We start from the raw sequence: 17,553 nt of genomic DNA, 5'->3' as shown, positions 1-17,553 counted from the left end.
CATTATTTCTCGTCTTTTTTTAAAAAACTTTTAAACAACATTAAATAATATAAAATCATATTAATAATTATGTTATTTGAAAAGGAAAACACAGAAGAAAAAATCATAACCGCTACTTTTAACATTGTTCAAAAAGAAGGTGTTCAAAAAGCAACCACTAAGAAAATAGCTGCTGAAGCCGGAGTGAATGAGGTAACTATCTTTAGGAAATTTGAAAATAAAAAAAATCTCATAGAGGCTACTAAAGATTACTATATGTCAAAGCTTCTTTCCAGACTGGAAGAAACCTTCGATTATGATGAGGATGAAAGCATCGAAGATTATCTTAAACACTGTTTTCATGGAATTCTAGATTTTTCACAAGAGGACATTAGCATTATCAGAGTTGCTATGCAAGAAATTACAGGAGAAACAGATAAAAAACTTTTAATTTCCCACATCACTGATACAATTATCAATAAAATCGAAGAATTCTTTAAATTGCAATTGGAAAAAGGCGTTATAAAAAATGTTAACTCCAAAGCAATATCCGTAATGTGCTTTAGCATAATATTCCAATCCACTATTTTATGGCAGATATACGGAAACAATGCAGATATTGATTCAGACATTTTCGCTGATGACTATCTCGATATCATCTTTAATGGAATAAAACCTTAATTAAAGACTAAATTGCTACTTATTTATCAAATAACGACCATTTATTGTTGTTTTTAGGATTTTAACATGCAAGTAAGCACTTACATTCGAAAATCTTTATATAATAAGGTTTTTAAATATAGTAGTGTGAACTATAATCACACTATATCCAAAAAAAGAATTCATATATTAGACCTTTAAAAATTCGTAAAAAATTAAAAAATTTGTTTAATTTTTTTATCAACCTTAATTACTGTAAGAAGTGTTTCTGCATCTATGATGTGGATCACTACAGTAATTCTATTTATAAAATACTTTTTTTCAATATAAAATTTCCTAAAAATAATAATTTATTTCTATTTTTTCAAGATCAATTAGTTAAAAAATATACTGCTAATAAAATTAAGAGCAAAGCTATATTCAGAACTGTGAATACTATCAAATATCTGATTTTAAAATCATTGAACTCTCTAGCAAGTATCTTATAGGAAATAAGATTAGCCATTGACGCAATGAGAGTGCCTAATCCCCCGATATTGATTCCAACAATAATGGATTCATAATTTGAACTGAAGCCACTGAGCAATATGGCTGCAGGAACATTTGAAATGATTTGTGATGAAATAATGCCAAATATGACCTCATTGCCTATGATCCATTGCTTAAATAGGGAATTTAAGAAAGGAATGCTTTGCAGATTTCCTATCAAAACAAATAATGCTATAAAAGTTAAAAGCAAGTAATAATCCACACCTAAAAACACCCTTTTCAAGAATCCTTCCCACTCAACTTCAATCTTTCCAAACCTTGGCAAACTGACCACATCACTTGGAATAAAGAATGACAAAATAATCAAGAATATCACTGATACGATTATATAAGGCAGAAGCAGAAGGAAAAATGATTGAAATGGAATATGGGACACAGTATACATTACAATATTGTGCGGAGCACCAATTGGAAGAACCATACATCCCACATTAGCTGCAATGGTTTCTAAGCTAACTGCAAATATTATCAAATCAAGCCTTTCCACTTTTTTTAAGGCCAATAATGTAAATGGAACAAATATAATCAATGAAACATCATTTGTAATAAAAATGGAACTGAAGAAACAAGTGAAAACCAAGAACAAAACAAGTCCACGAGTGTTTTTAACTTTATCCAATAGCTTACGAACCAATATCTCAAATACAGACAGATTCTTTAAAATCTCCACTATAAGCATTATTGCAAAAAGAAGAATGATTGTTTCCCAATTGATGTAATTCAAATAATCCTTATTTGGTAAAACAAAAAAGCATGAAACAATAGCCAATATCAAAGAAATGGAGAAGATTGTTTCCTTTTTAAAAAAGTTTAAAAATCCGTCTTTCAAATTATTCATAATATTATTTTAGTGAATATATTTAATAAAGTTTTAAAAAAAGTAAAGAAAGTTTAAAGAAATGCTAAAAACCAAAAAATGTTTGAAAAAATAAATAAAAAAGAAATACAAAAGAAATACAGTAAATGAAAAAAGAAAAAAGGGAATATAATTAAAATAATTATATTCTCTCTAAGTTGGTCTGTCTGTATTGAACTTATCTTTGGATCTTACACCAACCAATGAAGCAAATACAGCGAGGATACAAGCTACTGCACATATTCCACAAATGATTTGAGATGCTTGAACCACCATTCCAGCATATTTGGTTGCAAGAGGCAAGGTTCCCATGACCCAAGCGAATACAAGGGTAAGAAGACCTAAACTCATGGTCTGACCAATTGTCCTCATGGTTGCTTGAGATGCTGAAGCTGTTGGAGCATCTTTTGGTGGAACTGAACTCATGATTGCATTCATGTTTGGACTTGAGAAAAGTCCCATACCTATACCTTGAAGCACCATGGCTAAAATAACCAAGTAGATTGGAGTGTCTGCATTCAAGAATGTCAAAATCAACAGCGCTACGGTTGCAATTCCCATACCAATAGCTGCCAACTTTTGAGGATGTATCCTATCTGAAAGCTTACCTGAATTAGGAGCCATGATTGCCATGATGATTGGGGTGATAATCAAGATCATACCAGCCATTTGAGCATCCCATCCCCTTACATACTGGAAGTGGTAATTCAATATTGTTGTAACTACCATAACTGCAATGTAACTGCATAAAGCTGCAATATTGGATGAAGTGAACTTCTTGTTTTTAAACAAGTTCATATTGAATACAGGAGACTTTTGCCTAAGCTCATAAGCTCCAAACACAACCAATATGATAAGTCCAAGAACAGTCAAGAGAAGACCAGTGCTTGTTGTTAAAGTAGTAAATCCATAAATGAACAATAATATTCCTATTCCATACAAAATGGAACCTATTGTATCGATTTTATCGTTTTCATATGTTTTCCACTCATCAGTGATTTTCCAAATCATAAGCGCAATACAAAGCACTAGGAATGGAATTACAAAGTAAAACATACTTCTCCAACCAAGATTATGTACTAAGAATCCACAAATTACAGGAGACAATGAAGTTGCCAAGTAAACACCAGTTACTGTAAATCCTAAAGCCTTACCTCTGTTTTGAGGTTTAACAGCTTGAACCACCATTGCCATAGCGGATACATTCAAGAATGCTACACCTGCACCTTGAAGCATACGGAAAATCAAGAATGATTCTGTTGAAAATGAAAGCACCGCCCCTATTGAAGCGAATAGGTAGAGCAATACTCCACCAAGCAAAGACTTCTTAACACCAAACTTACCTGATATCTGTCCTGCAGGAACTGTAAATACAGCAACCACGAGGAAGAATATGGTAGGTACCCAATTCTGAATAACGTTATTCATTGCAAATTCCTGTGCAATAGCTGGAACACCTATAATAATCCCATTGGATAAGAATACCGCAAAGAATGAAGTAATGAACGATACCGCTATTACCACAGTTTCTAAATCAAATTTCATAACAATCCCTCTTTTTAAAACGTAAATTGTAAAATATTAAATTCATAAATCTTTGACCTATAAATCATCTACTAATTTCATGCCATTAATGGCTATTTCCTTAATTCTTTCAATGACTTCCCAATCTTCTTCTGTTATTCCCACTTCCTTTTCCCAGTCCTTAGAGATTTGCCTAACCTTAGGAACCAATTCATCACCTTTGGAAGTGGTCTTTAACATGTATTTTCTTCTATTTTCCGGATTGACTTCCCTTCTAATGAATCCATCATCCTCTAATTTCTTTAAGGATTTGGCAATGTTTCCCTTGCTTTGACCAGACATTACCACCAAGTCATCCTGTGAAATGCAAGGGTTGTCATAAATCATCATGATGTATCTTACTTCATGGCCTAAATCAAATTCAGCAATCTTTGACTTTAAGTATTTAAAATGATTTTTAGATAGATTATGAATCCATGCAACTAAAGGAGAGGTATCCATTATACCTTGAAAGCTTTCACTTTCCATTATTTCACCTACTTTAAAAATTTAACAAGTATCACTTTCATGATTATATTGTATTTTATATGATATAAATGTTTCATTTGAAACAGTTATAAATGAAACAGTGAAAAAATAGGAAAAACTGAAAAAATAGAAAATAAAAAAATAAAAAATAAAAAATAAGAAACAATAGCTAAGAGTAAAATTTTAAATCATGAAAATTAAATAAGAATATATAGAGAATTTTGGAGAATAATAATGAAACTAGTCATTCAAAGAGTAACAAATGCCAGTGTAGAGGTTGAAGGAGAAATCACAGGGAAAATTGAAGAAGGATTAATGGTTTTAGTCGGCTTTGGTCAGAAAGACACTGAAAAAGAAGTTGAATATTTAGCAAGAAAACTATGCAAGCTTAGAATATTCCCTGATGATGAAGGCAGAATGAATAGATCAGTGCAAGACATAGGGGGAAAACTTTTACTTGTTCCTCAATTTACATTATATGGAAAGACCAAAAAGAACAGACCTTCATTCCATAAGGCATTGGCACCGGATGAAGCTACCAAATTATTTGATTACTTTGTAGAAAAATGCAGTGAAGACGTCCCATGCGAAACTGGAGTCTTTGGAGCATTCATGAAAGTAAGCCTATTGAACAATGGCCCAGTAACCATCTTGCTTGAAAAAGAGTTTGAAGAGTAAAAAAAATAAATAATAGTAAAAAATAAATTAATACCTTTATTTAAAAAAAGCAATAAGACCATATAGGCCTTAGATTTAAATCAAAGAATCTTATTGTATTTCAAAAGTGTTTTCATCATCAATAATGACTTGGAAACAGATCCTTTTTTAATCTTTCCATGAGGACTAAGGACTTCACAGGTTACAGCAGGAATCCCTTTCAAATTAACTTCGTCCTCTAAAGCTCCAGAATACTCCGCTCCTGCTCTTTTATAAATTTTGTATTTCACCTTTGCATTTTTTGCAATGTATTTTGCGATTGTTGCACTTTTTTTAGTTGGATTATATGAACCAAAAACAAGATTCCTGCCTGGTTTTCCACCTGGCCTTGTAGCATGAAAATCACCGTAAGCATCACATTTGAACTTCTTAATCAGTTTGACTGTCTTATAGGAAATGGTTCCTTTCTTATTAGCCTTTTTATTCAAGTGAACTCCCTTGTAATCCCTGACATTTGCTGCAGTTCCCTTAGGATTCATGAAAGGCATTACATAAACTGTTCCTTTAATGTAATGAGTCTCCAAATACTTGATCAATTTCATTGCAGCGACTTGAGAAGGTATCTCATTGCCATGGCATCCTGCAGTAATGAATACTATTTTTCCTTTTCCACCTTTGAATTTTATTACAGGAGTGCCTGATTTTGCAAGTTTAATTATCTTCCTTACAAGTGCAGAGTTTGGAACATTTGCCTTGATCCTTTTATTCTTTAAGACATTAGCTCCTGATTTCCATTTGTAATTGGTTATTTTATAGTAATTCTTTACAGTGCAGTAGTTTTTACCTGAAATGCCGCTTGCATTATATTTGATTGCATATTTTCCTGCATTCAAGTTAAGGTAAACATAAGCTATACCGCTGGCATTTGTGTAACGATTATAGGTTTTTCCAGAAACCTTAAAAGTCACTAATGTATGGTTAATAGCTTTTCCTTCATTATTTAGGACTTTTACAGAGAATTTGGCCTTTTTTCCATATGTGGAACTAATATTCTTGGCTGATGAAAACTTATAAGGGACTTTTGAAGAATCAATGCCAGAGCTGCTATTTGTAATGTTATCTGTATTGTTATTTGACTCTTCATCAACATCCAAAGAACTATCTGAATTAGCACTATCACTAGAGCTATCAGAAGTTTCAATTGATTGTCCTTCATCAATGACTTCAATATTTGCATTGGAATCATCAGAACCTATATCTTCAGCACTAACTGAAGATACCAATAAAAATAAGCTAATTCCAAATAATGCCAATGCTAAAAATCCTTTATTCATACAAAAACCCTTAACCCATAAAAATATAATCATAAAAAAATTATTTCTTGATTTTTTCCATTAAGCCTGACTTACGAGCATAATGGAATAAGTAAAGTTGAGCATAACCTGCATAATCGCCAAAGTGATCTATTCCAAAATCTCTTGTCTTTTCTGCAGAAATTTCCTCTCCATCAAAGTATAAGTGAGACACGATCCTTTTAATCCAAACATCAGATGGAAATGCCTCTTCGAAACCAAATCCATACAACAATATGCAGTCTGCAACTTTAGGCCCTACACCAGGCATCTTTAAGATCAAATCGAATGCTTCATCATAATTCATGTTAAAAATATCATTCAAATCCATCTCATCAAGAATCATTTGACTTGCCTTTTTCATATAAGGTGCCCTATAACCAACACCACATGACTTCAGATTATGGGTATAGCAATCGATTTCATAGCTGTGCCCATCCTCATCAGCTTCCTCAATTGGAGTTTCATAGAAGTCCAGGAATTGATTTGGATTTGGGAATCCATAAAAGATTCCACTATCAAATTCAACTTTCTCTCCCCAATTGTGCTTTATCTTATCAATTGACTTTGTCCAGCGTGCAATGGAATTGTTTGCAGAACATATTGAAGAGATGATGCATTCAAATGGATCTTTTGCAATGAATAGTCTCAAGCCATTGCAGAAATCTACAGAAGGAGCCAATTTCTCATCATCCAATAAGAATTCATAGAATTTTTCCAAGTCAAAGTCCAAGTCATAGATTTTGTCCAATTCCTTATTGATTTCATTTTCGATGGTCTTGATTTCATTATTTGAAAAGTTTTTTTCATCAAGAATTTGAGAAAATTGATGATTTCCCACTTTTTTAGGAAACTCATATAGATAAGAAAATTCATTAAAATTAGATTTGTCTTGTGATAGCTTTAAAAGAATTGGAAGTTCATTTAAATTAATAGTTTCATCATTAAGTCCATTAATAATTGAAGGAACTTTTAAGTAAATTAATTCATTAAACTCATCCATATCTCCAACTGAATTATGCCTCCATGGAGCTTGTGAAGTTTGACCTGATTCTTGGGTCAGCTTAAGATTGATTAATGAATTGAATTTAAGATTTGACATGAGATCACTATTTTGAAATAGACTATTGAACTAAAAGGTTTCTCTGATTGGAACACCTTTTTCCTTTAAGTATTTTTTAACTACTGGAACTGGGTACTCATCAAAGTGGAAAATACTTGCTGCAAGTGCTGCACTAGCATCAGCTATTTCAAAAGCTTCAAGTATGTGTTGAGGGTTTCCTACCCCACCAGATGCAATTACAGGAATATCCACATTATCGTTGATTGCTTTTGTAAGGACAAGATCATATCCATCCTTGGTTCCGTCTCCATCCATTGAAGTGAGAAGAACTTCACCTGCACCTCTGTCTTGACATTCCTGAGCCCAAGCTATGGCATCCATGCCAGTGAACTCCCTTCCACCATAGATACTGCAATCAAACCATACTTCCCCTTGGTCTGTATCTACAATGGTCTTGCCTTTAGCTGCTTCCTTGTCTTCTTCAACATATCTTCTTTTAGCGTCAATTCCTATTACAACCGCTTGAGAACCTACAACCTTAGAGGCATCTGTCAATAGCTGAGGATTGTGAATGGCTGCAGTGTTTGTAGAGCATTTGTCCGCACCTGCCTTAAGCATGCGAGTGTAATCTTCCACCTTTCTTATTCCTCCACCTACACAAATTGGAATGAATACATTTTCAGTTAATCTTTCTATAACATCCACCATAGTTCCTCTGCGTTCATGTGAAGCGGTGATATCCAAGATTACAATCTCATCTGCCCCATCTTCGTAATATTTGGTAGCAAGTTCCACTGGATTTCCAGCATAACGAATCTGTTTGAATTCGACTCCCTTCACCACTCTGCCTTCTGGAACCTGCAGGTCACAATCTAAACAAGGAATAATTCTTTTAGTAAGCATGATAATCACAAAATGTTAAAAATTCTAATTAAGTATATTTCATTTAATAAATTTATTTATTGAATTTTATTTTATTATAAAAAATTTTATCTAACTCTATTTTTATTTAATATAATTAATATTTTTAACTAAAAATAAAAATTTATTGCTCATTAAAACTAAAATTTTAAAAAAGATAATAAATAAATTAATATAATAGACAAATTATTGATACTAATATAACATTAATATCAAAAAACTTCTTTTGGGCCTATAGTCTAGTCAGGATTATGACGTGGGACTTCGGATCCCAAGGTCGGGGGTTCAAATCCCCCTAGGTCCGTTTTAAAAAAAATAGCTATTTTAAAAAAATATTTGAAAAAAATAAAAAAAATAAAAATAATAATAGAATAATCAAATAAAAAATAAAAAAATAATAGAATAAAAAAATTAATTATTCTATTGATTCTAAAATCAGTTTTCCTTCATTAAACAATACAATATCTAATCCTTTTTCTATACATGCCTCTAAAATGTCTTCCAATTTTTCATATCTGGCAAGTACAGTAGCATCATAATGAGTACTGTCTAGTTTTATTAGTTGATAACCTAATACTTCCATCATATCACCCCAAATTTCTTTATAATTTTAATAGTATCGGTTTTATATAAATGTTCTCTTCCTATTTTCTAATTATTGCTCTTCATTCAATAATTTCTTTATCTCTCTCCAGTTCGGACAGAAATTGTCCATAAGTGCCTTGAATCTTGGGCCATGATTGAATTCAATCAAGTGGCACAATTCATGAATCAGAACATATTCAGTGCAGATTGGAGGTTTTTTAGCTAATTTTAAATTTAATGTAACTCTCTTATCCTTTCTGCAGTTTCCCCAATTTTTCATGTTTCTGATTTTAACTTCCTTAGGCTCCTTTCCAACAAAATAAGTGCACTTTTCAAGGAAATAGTCAATATTTCTATTCATTTCCTCCCTATAAAGTTCAAATAATATCTTTTCTCTCTGCTTTATATTGGATCTTTTAGGAACTGGGAGATAAATAATGGACTTATCACTATCATAAAAAGCTTTTTTGACATCTTCATTGCTGATTAACTGGAGAGTGTATGGCTCACCCCAAATATAGTGGGTTTCCCCATCCTTATATTTCACTTTAGGCTTTGGTGGGTTTTCAAGCATCTTTGCCCTTGTATCCTTAATCCAATCTATTCTTGACAATACAAAATCAGTTATAGCTTCATCGGATAATCTCATTGGAGAAGAAACCTTAACAGTGCCATCAGGCTTGATTCTAAGGTATAGGTTCTTTATATTCTTCCTCTCTAGAATTATAGGAATTCCCTCTACTTCAATTTCTTCTCTTTCTACCATCTTATCACTCATTGTTGAGGAAAAAGTTTTGGTCCAGGTTTTGCGCTCCGAAGGAGCGGAAAAGCTGGGTTAGATAATACGATCATCATTGATTACAATAGCTTCCTTAAAGAAATCTGGAATCAATGACTTGTACAGAGGACTCTTAAGGAGCATTTGAATATCAGAATCAAGAATATAAGTTACACAGGAATCGTCATCTGCTCTCATTCCCCTACCGTAAGTCTGCACTAAAGTCATTGCAGTCTTATATGCATACCATCTTTGGTCCTTTTTCATTCTCATATTGATTTGCTTATCACCAAGGTATGGGAACGGTATCTTATAGATTATCTGGAATCTGCACTTGTCATAAGGCAAGTCAACCCCTTCACTCATGGATGGGCTGACAAGAACCAATGGATTTTCATCCTCTTCAAAGAATTGCAAGACCCTTTCCCTATTGTTGGTTCCGTGTGCAATCAATCTGTTGTTATATAGATTGTTGATGATGTACTGTTGGCACTTATAGCTGTGGGTATGAATCAAACCCTTTTCCCCTTCATGCCTTTTCAATATTTTCTGCATTATTTCAATGGATTTTGGTGCTGATTGCTTTACCCTATTCTTAGACATCTTTCCAGCTAAATTCAATTCGATTGGCCTTTTTTCGACAGAGAATGGGCTGTCAACTTGAATATGATAAACGTCACGAGGATCGAGCCCTAACCATTTTGAAAACATTTTATGAGATAATATTGTAGCACTTAAGAAGATTACAACATCCCCATGCTTGAATAGATAATCTTCAGCATAATGATTTACTCTAAGTGGCTTGAAGGATACTCCATGCTCATCTGCATCAATCACCCAATTTCCAGGTTCCTTTTCAAGATTGGTTTTAAGAGCCTTTAACTTGGAGATTGTTGAATTGATCCTGTCTGCCTTATTGGTAGGCAAATCCTTTATTTCAATATCTGAGTAATGACCTTGAATCGCTTCAATTTCCATTATCCATTCGCCTTTTTCAGCGCTTTTCAGAGTTTGCGGACTTATGACTTTCTTGATGTCCTTTTCAAGCTGGCGATTGTATAAGTTGATTTCCATTGTTCTCATTAACTTGTCTTCAATGTTATGTGCCTCATCAAGAATCAATAGGCTTCTTTTTCCGAAGTGCTTTACATAATTCAATTCCAATATGGCATAATCATAATTCATCAATGTTATTGGGGAATTGATTGCATTTGCCTTTTGTTGCCAGTATTTACAGTGGTCAGTTGTTTGGAAGAAGACATCACTTCCAAAGGAATCCTGGAAAGCCAATTCTCCAGTTAAGGTTGGATTTTTGCTTATTCCATAAGGACAGAAGAACTTAGAGGATTTTGGTGCTGTTTTACAAGCCCCCATATCACAGGTAACTTCAAATCCATCCTTTAAACAGTCAAAATTGCCTCTTCCCTTTACAAGAGGAAAATCAAACTCATCTGCATATTGCTTTTGAAGCTGCTTTGTCATTGTCAAAATATATGCAGATTCATACATACGAGCCAATGTGGAGGCAATAGCTGATTTTCCTGTTCCTGTACCTGCTTCCAATATGATGTATTTGTATCCTTTTGAAATTGCCTCTTCAATATCTGCAATAATCTCCAGTTGGCCTTCCCTTGGCTGTTCAAATGGAAAATTCTCGATTATCTGTTCTGGAATTTCAGGATATTCTTCCTTTAACCTATCAATGACTTCTTGAGGAAGGTCATGCTCTGCAATATCATAAATCTCTGCAATAGGAACGTCCGGTTCTTCGCTAACAGTTACAGGCTTTCTATTTTCATATTGATAAATCCCTTTAGCGCCTTTAGATTTATTATTGATTGAAGAAGAACTTTGAGATTTCTTTTCCTTCTTTTGATAAGGTTTTTTAGTCCTATCTGCAACGTATTTTCCACATACGCAATTTTTCTTAAGCATCCCACAATTGGGACAAAATAATGAGTCTGACATTACAATTATATTAGGATTAAGTTATATAAAAAGGTTTTAGAAAGACCAATTGAAAGGTAATATTTATTATAAAAAATTGATTTTAAGTAGTTAAATCGATTTTCAGTTTAATATTGCAATCAAATTTGAAAATCATAATTACAATAGAAAAATCAATAGAAATAGGTAAAATAGAATGAATAAAAAATTATAAAAAAAGTAAAATAAAAAGGAAAATTAATTAAAAAATTAATTATCTAGTAAGCGAAAGCTTCTCCATCTGGGGATTCCACTAAGAATTTACAGCAGTCGTCACCCATGGTGAAACATTTAACTTCAGTTACATCAACATCTTTCTTGAGATAGTTTGCAAATAATGCTTCAAAAATACCTGCATCTAAGTAACAGGTTGGTTTTCCTTTCTTAGGAAGCAAACTGCATTCGAAACATTCATAAGCAGTAATGTTAATGATGTCTCCCAATTCAATCTCGAGTTTGCCTAAACCATTGTCATCCCAGAATTGGATGATATTGTCACAGAACTTGTTGATGTCCTCTTCGTAAAGCTTTTCATACATTGCTGATCCTATATTCTTACCTGATTGGTTCAATACAGGGTTTATATTGATTCCCTCTTGAATTAAGTTAGACCTTAAGGTGTGGAACAATAGGAAAGAGAACTTGAAGTTGTCTACATCCATGATGTTTTTAACAAGGAATTCAGCTTGCCTTTCTTCCAATTCCTTTTCATCCCCAGATTGAACTTCACCTAAGAATTTGGAATTGATGAAGAAGATTTTCTTTCTGTGGTCGTTTGCATCAAATCTGTAGCTTACGATTCCATCTTCTCTTAATGATTTCAAATGAACGGAAATGGTAGATTTGGATTTGCCGGTGTTTTTAACGATTTCATCAAATTCCATATCTGTATCTTTCAACATTGAAAGAATTGTTAATTTCACTGGACTTTTAACTACATTTACACCAAGCTCACCAGGAGCCTTTGCAAAAATTTGAATTGCTTTTGGTTGGATAGTTTTTTCTTCATTTTCCATAATAAACCCTCAAAAAAATAAAAATTTTTAATATTATATAATCCTGTATAAAAAATTTAAGATTTATAAAAAATCTTAAATAGTATAAACAAAAATTGTTTGATAATTATAGTATAAACTTTCTTACATATATACTTGTTCTTATGTTTACAAAATGTTTTATTATATTAGATTTTAGTACGAATAGTTTTTAAAAATTATATGGTTTTTTAGTTAAAAATACGAACATTCGTTATAAAATACCCAAAATAGGGAAAAAATACGAACAAATTTAAAAAAATAACATATGTTAAGAGAGTTTTGAAAATAAATAAAAAAAGTGTATTCATAAGAAATGAATTTAAAAATTTTTTACAATAATTAATATTTCTTACAAATACTTAATTCAAATCATCAAGATCTGAAATTAAAGTTCTAATTTTTTAGCTTCTTCAACTAATTTTTGACCTAATTTGAAGCTGGTGTCATCGTCTTCTCCATCAGGTACGTAGTAGATTTCCTGTTGGTCGAGAACTTCGAATCCACATTCAGTGAGTTCGTTCGCGATGAATTCTACAGCTCCACCTCTTCCTCCCATGGAACCGAAGGTAACAGCAGGTCTTTTGAATCCAGTTCTGTTGAAGTGGAGACCTTTCAAGTAGTAAATGATGTCACCAATGCTTGGGAATGGGAAGTCGTTAATGGTTGGAATACCGAAAGCAACTGCCTTACTGGTTAAGATGCTTTTTACGATTTCACTTCTTTCATCTTCGTGCAAGAAGTACATATCCACATCATATCCTTCTGCAATGATTCCTTCAGCAACTTCGTGAGCCATTTTTTGGGTAGAGTAGTGCATGGTATCGTAAACAATGGTTACTTTGTCTTCTGCTCTCTTACCGGTTGCCCAGTCACTGTAAGCACCGATGATTTTCATTGGATCGGTCCAGATTTGTCCGTGGGAAGGGGCAATCATTTTAACTTGTTCTAAAAGGCCTAATTCAATGATTTCATCAAATTTATTAAGTACTTTTTTGGATAATGGGGTAATCAAGTTACCGTAGAACTTTTGTGCTGCATCCATAAGTACAACTTCTGGAATGTCAGTGTCAAATCTTTTTGCGAAACATAAGTGTTGACCGAATGCATCGTTAGGGAATAAGATTCCGTCTTCTGCAAGTAAGGTAAACATGCTGTCAGGCCAGTGAAGCAAGAAAGCATCCAAAAATGCTAATGTTTTTCCGCCTAAGTCAAGGGAGTCTCCAGTTCCTACGATGTTGAAGTCTGCTCCTTCTAATTTAGGGTAGTGTCTAAGTAATCCGCCTTGAGCGATTTTACTGCAGTAAATTGGTGCATCGAATTTTTTCCATAAGTCGTATAAGACACCACTGTGGTCTTTTTCCACGTGGTTTTGAACAATGTAGTCAACTTTCATAACTCTACCTTCTTGTTCAAATGCGTCTTCGATACGAGCCATCATTTCTTCAGTTTTTCCAGGATAAGCGTTATCAATAATAGCTACCTTTTCACCAAATACAATGTATGCATTGTAAGTGGTTCCATCTAAAGTGTATCCGTGATAAGATCTTAAGTCCCAGTCAAGTACACCAATCCAGTATACTCCCTCACCTATTTTTTGTGCTTTTGCTTTCATTTCAATTCCTCAAAATATTTAATTGAATAATTTTTATACATAACATTTTATGTATTACATTTTAGCATATTTTCCTAACTAAAGTATTATTAGTTCGTAAATGCTTAAACATTTATTTATATATTTTTCTATATATATAAAGTTTTGGTTTGATAAAATACGAACAAAATTATCATTGAAAAAAATATAAGATAATAATATCTTAAAATGGGACTCCAACCAATCCAACAACCAGACTAAGCACAATAATTATTCCCATAAAGAAAGACATGAAGGTTACGATTGGCTTAAAAGCGCTTTCAGGCATTATATAGGACAATATATTCTCAAGCAAATGCCCACCATCCAAAGGTTTCATTGGAAGCAAGTTAAAAGTTCCCACAGCAAAGTTTAGGAAATAAATCCAAAACAATAGCTCGGACAAAGGCATTAAAAGCCATAATAAAGGAGTGTAGAACTGGTTATCAAAGCCATCAGCAATTACATTGTTTGCATTGACTTGAATTCCCATGAATCCTAATGATTTGTTCATAGGATTGGTCTTCAATTGGAAACTGTAATCCCCTTGATCCGTTTGAATATTTACCGTTTCATTTGGCTTTAAGGTGCTAGTGGCTTTTTGGAAAGATGCCATGTCATTTACGGTGAGATTATTTATTGATCTGATTACCATTCCTTCAGACATGTAATTTTTAGCATTCGCATCTTCGGTTAATCTGTTGATTACAACCCCATCATCTTCAAATACCACCGGGATGATAAATGAAGAGATAACTAACATTATAATCAATGCAATAGCTGCCAATGTTAAATTTGCCATAGATCCTGCAACGTAAATTCTCATCTTGGCTGGACGGCTTAATTCATTCAATTCCTCTTCATTTGGCTCTACAAAAGCTCCTGGAATAATTGCAAACAATAAAAGACCTATTGAATTAATATTGATCTTTTCCACTCTTGAGAGGATTCCATGACTGAATTCATGAACTATTAAAACTGTTGCAAGTGCTATTAGTCCAGAAAGCAATGGAATGAATATAGGAGAACCTGGAACTTCAACACCAGGAACAATCAAGCTGACTGTAGGGGTATCCATCACCATCTTTAATGAATAAACCAATGCAACAGCCATAAGAATCATGAATCCAGTAGATATGACAATCCCTAAATTCATATATGCTTTCCAGAATCTTGGGGCACGATTAGCCAATCTATCTATAAAACCTCTTAGTCGTTGAGTTTTCCACATCAAAAGAGGAAAGTTTACTTCAACTCCATAGTCTGTGAGTTTATCCTTAAATACAATTGCAATAGTCCAAATGACTATAAACGCAATTACATAATACCATATACCATTCATATTAACACATAAAATTGATTTTTGATAATTACATTTTCATTATACCCATCGATTGACAGATAAAATGATTCTAAAATTTCAGATTAGATTTGATAATATTATTAAGTTTTCATAATATAAAAAAGTAATTATTTAAAAAATTTTTTTAAATTTTTTTAAACATTATATTTTAACCAAAAGGTTGCTACCACTATTGCTATAGTAGTGCCGACAACTAATAAAACACCGGAAATCGCATCAGTTTGATTTACAGTCAGTCCTAAAAAGCCATTATGCCCTAGACTATTAAACAGAAAAACTAATCCCATCCAACCTAAAATAATCATAAAAAATACGAATACTTTCTTATCATAAATAAATACAAATATAACTATTGATAAAAGGAATAACCCTTTTAAAAGCAGCCTTAAATCAATGCCTAAGCTTAAAAAGCTATTTATTGCTAAAATTATAATTACCGCTATAACATATGCAAGCAGAAATTTTGTTTTCTGACTATCCCATTTATCTCTTAGTTGACTATTATGCTCGTAATATTTTATAGTTTGTTCTTGATCTCTTTTTAAGAAATTTTTTTCCTGAGCCTTTAAAACCTTGTATAACTCCTCACTAGCAACATATAGATAAAATCTATAGCTTAAAAATAATGTAAAAAGAAAACTCATAGGAATTAGCATAATTAATATTAAACTTAATATGGCTCCTAAAACATTTGGGATATAAGGAGCGATTTTTGAAAACATTGCCAAAATAAATATCCAAAACACTAATAGATATGCATAAAAAACTATTGTGACAAAAACTGTTAAAAGTATATCTTTTATTCTGCTGCTTAATTTGGATTGAATTGTTTTATAAAATTTATAGCTTAAAAGAAAGGAAACTATAAATTCAAGGAAAAATAACAATAGATAAATCAAATCTCCAACATAAACTGCATAAACAAAATAAGTTCTTAAAATAGAAATATTAAATAGTAAAAAAAAGAAAACAGCAATTGTTAAAATGATTTCGTAAATCTTTTCTTTATTTTCAATCATAATATCACCATTTAAGATTTATGAATATATCTTTAAAGAATAATATAAAAAAGTATCTGGTTTGGGTAATTGAAAAAATTATTTAAAAGCAACACATAAAAATTTAAAAAGAAATTTTTAAAAAACATGAGAAAAATAGAATTAAATATGGATAAAAAAATTATTTTTTTAATATGTGTAATTGGGATTATAGCGCTTTTAGCCATTAGTGCGACAAGTGCTGAAAAAAGTGATGTGGATACTTCAGATTGGGTGAATATAACTGTATATAACGCCAATTTTAAGATTCCTCCAGAGTATGGGGGAGGAAGCGAATCTGGAGGAAATTATGTTAAGACAAATGTATTCACATTTGGACTTGTAGCTTTGGAAGATGACAAGTCCCTTAGAAACAATTATGGATATGAATCCACTCTTGATGAACTTTATGACGTAGAAGAGCTGGAAATTGACGGCCATCATGCAGTTGCATATTACAGCCATAGAAGCATAGTTGACCATGATGTAACCTATCTCTACTTTGAATCAAACAAGACATTCTATGCATTGAGCTACGATGGAAACGATGTTAATGATACAATGAAAAAGATTGTTTCTTACAGCCCTAAATCAAATTTCACTAAAGAAAAATTTGATGAGAAATTGAATCAAATGCAAGACGACTACATTGAAGAGCAAAATGAATATGCAGAATCATATGCTTACGATCAAGGTTATAATAATGGATATTCCCAAGGAAGCTTAAACAGCAGAAACAATCACAATGACTACTTTGCATACTACTTATTCTATAGATTAGGAAAAAGAAGCAGATGATGTAAAAATAATTAAAAATAGCTAAATTATACAATAATAATTAAAGTAAAAAAATAAAATAATCAATAAAAATAGCAAAGATAAGAATTTGAAATTCTTATCTAAATTCTTTTTTTAATAACAACTTTAAATCACTAAAGGCTAGGCCATGCCATATCATTGAAGAAGATCAAGTCAACCTCATCTCCTTTTTCGATTCCTTCATGGTTTTCATCAATGATAATGTAACAGTTTGCCTCTACCATTGACC

17 protein-coding genes and 1 tRNA gene are annotated in these 17,553 nt (G+C 32.3%); 4 read left to right on the top strand and 14 right to left on the bottom strand.

Annotated elements, in window-relative coordinates; genetic code table 11:
* Positions 1-69 precede the first annotated feature (69 nt).
* Entirely contained in the window at positions 70-660 is a 591-nt protein-coding gene (locus Q0409_RS01065; protein WP_298534142.1) for a TetR/AcrR family transcriptional regulator, read from the top strand.
* 349 nt (positions 661-1,009) lie between these two features.
* On the opposite strand, the gene Q0409_RS01060 is transcribed toward Q0409_RS01065, so the two are convergent.
* From Q0409_RS01060 to Q0409_RS01050, 3 genes are all read right to left on the bottom strand, one after another.
* A complete protein-coding gene (locus tag Q0409_RS01060; RefSeq protein WP_298534140.1) occupies positions 1,010-2,026 on the bottom strand; it encodes an SLC13 family permease in 1,017 nt (338 codons plus the stop codon).
* A gap of 171 nt (positions 2,027-2,197) precedes the next feature.
* Positions 2,198-3,589, bottom strand: coding sequence for an MFS transporter (locus Q0409_RS01055; protein ID WP_298534137.1), 1,392 nt, complete (start codon positions 3,587-3,589; stop codon positions 2,198-2,200).
* A 57-nt stretch (positions 3,590-3,646) separates the two neighbouring features.
* Entirely contained in the window at positions 3,647-4,096 is a 450-nt protein-coding gene (locus Q0409_RS01050) for a MarR family winged helix-turn-helix transcriptional regulator (protein WP_298534133.1), read from the bottom strand.
* Between the two features lie 234 nt (positions 4,097-4,330).
* Here Q0409_RS01050 and dtd point away from each other — a divergent pair, with 234 nt between their 5' ends.
* Positions 4,331-4,774, top strand: coding sequence for a D-aminoacyl-tRNA deacylase (dtd, locus tag Q0409_RS01045; RefSeq protein WP_298534132.1), 444 nt, complete (start codon positions 4,331-4,333; stop codon positions 4,772-4,774).
* An 80-nt stretch (positions 4,775-4,854) separates the two neighbouring features.
* On the opposite strand, the gene Q0409_RS01040 is transcribed toward dtd, so the two are convergent.
* The 3 genes from Q0409_RS01040 to hisF are packed head-to-tail and all read right to left on the bottom strand — an operon-like array spanning position 4,855 to position 8,071.
* Positions 4,855-6,087 (bottom strand): succinylglutamate desuccinylase/aspartoacylase family protein, encoded by a 1,233-nt coding sequence (locus Q0409_RS01040; RefSeq protein ID WP_298534130.1) that lies wholly within the window; start codon positions 6,085-6,087, stop codon positions 4,855-4,857.
* A gap of 40 nt (positions 6,088-6,127) precedes the next feature.
* The gene (locus Q0409_RS01035; protein WP_298534127.1) at positions 6,128-7,207 is read right to left on the bottom strand and encodes a DNA glycosylase; all 1,080 of its coding nucleotides are present in this window, start codon (positions 7,205-7,207) and stop codon (positions 6,128-6,130) included.
* Between the two features lie 30 nt (positions 7,208-7,237).
* Positions 7,238-8,071: an imidazole glycerol phosphate synthase subunit HisF gene (gene hisF / locus Q0409_RS01030; protein WP_298534125.1), complete on the bottom strand. Its 834-nt coding sequence runs from the start codon at positions 8,069-8,071 to the stop codon at positions 7,238-7,240.
* 246 nt (positions 8,072-8,317) lie between these two features.
* Between hisF and Q0409_RS01025 the strand changes: the two genes are divergently transcribed.
* A tRNA-Arg gene (locus Q0409_RS01025) sits at positions 8,318-8,393 on the top strand.
* Positions 8,394-8,504: 111 nt separating this feature from the next.
* Here the strand turns inward: Q0409_RS01025 and Q0409_RS01020 are convergent.
* The 7 genes from Q0409_RS01020 to Q0409_RS00990 form a co-directional block, all read right to left on the bottom strand.
* Positions 8,505-8,672: a hypothetical protein gene (locus tag Q0409_RS01020; protein ID WP_295608275.1), complete on the bottom strand. Its 168-nt coding sequence runs from the start codon at positions 8,670-8,672 to the stop codon at positions 8,505-8,507.
* 72 nt (positions 8,673-8,744) lie between these two features.
* The gene (locus Q0409_RS01015) at positions 8,745-9,440 is read right to left on the bottom strand and encodes a M48 family metallopeptidase (protein WP_298534122.1); all 696 of its coding nucleotides are present in this window, start codon (positions 9,438-9,440) and stop codon (positions 8,745-8,747) included.
* 69 nt (positions 9,441-9,509) lie between these two features.
* A complete protein-coding gene (locus Q0409_RS01010) occupies positions 9,510-11,420 on the bottom strand; it encodes an ATP-dependent DNA helicase (RefSeq protein WP_366940035.1) in 1,911 nt (636 codons plus the stop codon).
* A gap of 236 nt (positions 11,421-11,656) precedes the next feature.
* On the bottom strand, positions 11,657-12,454 hold the full coding sequence (locus Q0409_RS01005; protein WP_296856034.1) for a V4R domain-containing protein: 798 nt from the start codon (positions 12,452-12,454) through the stop codon (positions 11,657-11,659).
* Between the two features lie 406 nt (positions 12,455-12,860).
* A complete protein-coding gene (locus Q0409_RS01000; protein WP_298534116.1) occupies positions 12,861-14,087 on the bottom strand; it encodes an FprA family A-type flavoprotein in 1,227 nt (408 codons plus the stop codon).
* Positions 14,088-14,289: 202 nt separating this feature from the next.
* Complete coding sequence (locus tag Q0409_RS00995; protein ID WP_298534115.1) at positions 14,290-15,447, bottom strand: site-2 protease family protein; 1,158 nt, start codon at positions 15,445-15,447, stop codon at positions 14,290-14,292.
* Between the two features lie 155 nt (positions 15,448-15,602).
* Positions 15,603-16,487 carry a hypothetical protein gene (locus Q0409_RS00990; RefSeq protein WP_298534114.1) on the bottom strand — a complete coding sequence of 295 codons (885 nt, stop codon included), beginning with the start codon at positions 16,485-16,487 and terminating at the stop codon, positions 15,603-15,605.
* Between the two features lie 147 nt (positions 16,488-16,634).
* On the opposite strand from Q0409_RS00990, the gene Q0409_RS00985 reads away from it, so the two are divergent.
* Complete coding sequence (locus Q0409_RS00985) at positions 16,635-17,303, top strand: hypothetical protein (RefSeq protein WP_298534113.1); 669 nt, start codon at positions 16,635-16,637, stop codon at positions 17,301-17,303.
* A gap of 134 nt (positions 17,304-17,437) precedes the next feature.
* Here the strand turns inward: Q0409_RS00985 and Q0409_RS00980 are convergent.
* A partial coding sequence (locus Q0409_RS00980; protein ID WP_366940036.1) for a hypothetical protein occupies positions 17,438-17,553 on the bottom strand: 116 nt, incomplete at its 5' end.

It is taken from the genome of uncultured Methanobrevibacter sp. (assembly GCF_937898925.1).
Classification (GTDB): domain Archaea; phylum Methanobacteriota; class Methanobacteria; order Methanobacteriales; family Methanobacteriaceae; genus Methanobrevibacter.
The sequence above is the reverse complement of the archived record's forward strand: the minus strand, read 5'-3'. Positions and strand labels throughout refer to the sequence as shown.